This is a genomic window from Thiohalocapsa sp., assembly GCF_019695415.1.
Classification (GTDB): Bacteria; Pseudomonadota; Gammaproteobacteria; order Chromatiales; family Chromatiaceae; genus Thiohalocapsa.
The window spans coordinates 1-3,047 of the sequence record NZ_JAIFKJ010000075.1 but is presented as its reverse complement, the minus strand read 5'-3'; the positions used below and the strand labels follow the sequence as shown (position 1 = coordinate 3,047).

Annotated in this window: 4 protein-coding genes; 2 read left to right on the top strand and 2 right to left on the bottom strand. The window is 66.4% G+C overall.

What is annotated here, in order from left to right; translation table 11 throughout:
* Positions 1-66: 66 nt before the first annotated feature.
* Complete coding sequence (locus I6U14_RS00965; protein WP_296896129.1) at positions 67-459, bottom strand: hypothetical protein; 393 nt, start codon at positions 457-459, stop codon at positions 67-69.
* Between the two features lie 484 nt (positions 460-943).
* Between I6U14_RS00965 and I6U14_RS00960 the strand changes: the two genes are divergently transcribed.
* Both I6U14_RS00960 and I6U14_RS00955 read left to right on the top strand, forming a co-directional pair.
* Positions 944-1,141, top strand: a complete 198-nt coding sequence (locus tag I6U14_RS00960; RefSeq protein ID WP_296896127.1) for a hypothetical protein — start codon at positions 944-946, stop codon at positions 1,139-1,141.
* A gap of 338 nt (positions 1,142-1,479) precedes the next feature.
* On the top strand, positions 1,480-1,887 hold the full coding sequence (locus I6U14_RS00955) for a hypothetical protein (RefSeq protein ID WP_296896125.1): 408 nt from the start codon (positions 1,480-1,482) through the stop codon (positions 1,885-1,887).
* A gap of 76 nt (positions 1,888-1,963) precedes the next feature.
* Here I6U14_RS00955 and bchO read toward each other — a convergent pair whose 3' ends face one another.
* Positions 1,964-2,857 carry an alpha/beta fold hydrolase BchO gene (bchO, locus tag I6U14_RS00950; protein WP_296896123.1) on the bottom strand — a complete coding sequence of 298 codons (894 nt, stop codon included), beginning with the start codon at positions 2,855-2,857 and terminating at the stop codon, positions 1,964-1,966.
* Between the last annotated feature and the right edge of the window lie 190 nt (positions 2,858-3,047).

Below are 3,047 nucleotides of genomic sequence, written 5' to 3'. Positions count from 1 at the left end.
AGCTCCATCCTCTCGGCGCGCACGACTCGGTTGGGTCGATCTGTCGACGGCAGCGTGCCGGGAGGCTCACAGCGCCCCGCCGCCGTCGCCGCTGTTGCCGAGCGGCGCCTGCCCGCGGCGCAGGTAGACGTCCGCCAGCATGTAAGCGATCAACAGGGTCGGGACCAGCGCCAGCCAACCCTCCACGAACCGGGGGTCGATGGAGGCGCGCAACAGCACGCCCATCGCCACGTGCAGTCCGAAGATCCGCAGCCCGAGCCGATCCCCTAGGGACTTGGGCACCAGCGCCGCGATCACGCCGTAGATACCGTACAGGGCCACGCCGACAGCGAAGGGCAGGGCCAACAGGCGGTGGGCGGACTCGAAGTGCGGCACGATCGCCGTTGCGAAGGAGAAGGCGACGCCGGCCAAAACGACGCCGAGGGGCAGCAGCCCCGGCTGAGTATCTGAAGAATTCACGTGCGGTGCAGCTCCCAAAACCATAGTGCGCGGAAGTTATTGTTTCGCTCTTCCGGATTCAACGCCTGCGGCGCTATCAGATGCAGTCCGCATGGCGTAGCCCGCTGCTTTCGTTGGCGGAAGTTCGGCCGTGGGCGGGGTCTGCGCCGACGCAGGACAAGGTATTCACCAATTGTGCCTTTACCCCCATGGACTATGCTGAAAGCGTGGCCTGTAAGCGACGGTGATTGCCGCCGCGCAACAACGTCGGCTGTCGCGCACTGGGAGGCTAGCATCGTCGGCCGCAATGTGGACCAGAGATTGTTCGATCTCCCAACAGGTTGAAAAACAACGTAGAGCACGCTAACACCAACCTACGGAGCCTCTCGGCAACAGCCTCGGCAGCGCTCGCCGCGTGCTCCAGACGTACCGTTCGGAGGCCGCAGCACGTCTGCCAAAAGCAACACCGCGACCCCGCCATGCAGCATTGATCAGGGGCACTATTATGACCGCTTACCAAGACAAAGCCGTGTGGGAGCTCTGCCGCCAGGGATTTCATGGGATTGCAGCCGAAGCCGAAGAGGCCTGGTCTCGGGGTGAGGGCTATGCGCCGAGAGAGGCTCTACCGCTGGCCCGGGGGATCATGGAGCTGATCCGCATCGCCAACTGGGAGTCCGGCGCCCGATCGACCCAAGCCGCCTGAGACCGCTGCGTCCAAAAGCTCGGCCCCCGGCCCCGCACTAAGGAACAACAGTCAAGGTCCAAGAGTTAAGGCCCAACTCCTGCTGGGCAGCCTGGGGCCGCATCATCAGGCGGGCAGGCGGGCCCAGCGCGGGCCCCAGTGCGGGCCCAGCCCCCAAAAGGTCAGTTTCCGAAGCCGGCCGCACGGGGGAGCCTACGACGAACCGCACTTCAGCGGCGCCTGGGGCGGCAGCCCAGTATCTTACGCCGCGCAGCGCACGCGCACGCGTTGACCCGGGGCCCGTCGTTCACCATCATCGCATCTGGCTTGGGCAGTCACTGCGAGCGGGACACCAGCGGATGCGCGCCGGCTATCTCTATATCACGCCTTGCAGCGACCCGCCCGAGGCCGTCTGCCTGCATGAGGCCACCATCCCGCCAGCGACGCCGGCCGATGCCGGCATCGTCGCCTTCTTCTGGGACTTGGACGCGGCGGTGATGCATTTCCATGCCGATCTGCGCAACCGGCTCCTGGACCTGAACAGCCGCGCTTATCGAGCGGACATGGTAGAAGCCGCCGCGGCGCTGGACGCTATCGAGCTCAAGCACCAGCGTACCTATCTGTCACCGACGCTGGCGGCGAGCTCGGCGCTTACGGATGCCACCGAGCGGCTGCACCACAAGCACAGGCGTTGGCAGCGCGTTTTCGATTGGGTCGGCATCCTGGCGCTGATCCTGCTGTTCCTCATCGCGCTGCTGCCGATCTGATCGATCGCTGCAGCCTCACCCGCCGCCACCTCACGAGCACTGATCCGCGCAGAAGGCATCGCCAGCCCGCAGAGCCTCAGCGCAGACCCGCAGCCTCGAAGATCAGCTCTGCCACGTAGGCTGGGTTCTCCTCATGCGCGAGGTGACCGAAACCGCCCACGAGCTTCATACGGGCGCGGGGGTCCACAGCGATGACACGCTCGGCCTCCGCCGGCGGCACGGTCTTGTCGTTGCCAAAGGCCACCAACAGCAGCTCCGGCGTAAGCTCCGGCAGGTCGCGCGCGAGGGGCTCCAGGTCCCAATTGGCCATCATGTTGAGGGCCGCGGCGAGGTGGCCCGGGCTCGCGATGAGCCGCCGGTAGAAGGCGATATCGTGGTCAGTGAGCTCGGAGCCAGTGCTGTCGGCGAGGCGCTGCACGCCCTTGGGGTCTTTGCGAGCGCCGTTGGCGACGAACCTGGGCAGGAAGGAATTGCGCGCGAAGAGCTTCGCCGCCGGCGAGAACCATTTTCCGGCAAGGCCCCTGAGCGGCATCAGCGCGCCCGACAAGCTCACGATGAGCCTCGGCTCGATCAGGCGGTCGAGGGCCATCTGAACCAGGACCGCGGCACCCGCGGAGTGGCCCACGCCGATCTCGGGGTCCAGCTCCAGCGCGCGCAGCAGGGCGCCGAGCTGCGATGCCATGCAGGTGAGGCAGATCTCCTTCGGCGGCGGCGTCTCGGTAAAGGCATGCCCGGGCAAGTCCGGGCAAACCACCGTGCAGCGCTCAGCCAGCAGCGGCAAGAGTCCACCGAAGGAGTGCGTAGACGCCGCCGTGCCATGCAACAGCAACAATACGGGTCCACTACCCGCCACCTGCACATGCCAGCGCAGCCCGCCTGCCTCGACGAAACGACTCGCATGGCGGTTTGGCCAGTCAGCGCCGTCCCGCTCCCAATCGAGCTTATCCTGGAGGACTTTGGCGGAAGTCATTTTTTGTAAGTATCGAGTTTCGAGGGGCGAGGGGCGAGGGGCAAGTCAGGGTCTGCGTCGGTTCCTCGATCCTCGGCCCTCGTCACTCGTGACTTCGTCAGGCGACTGCCTGCACCGCCCCGGGCCCAGCCGCGGCATCGCCATCCGGCGCGGGCAGCACAGCCCCCCCCCACCCACGGGCGGCCGCTCA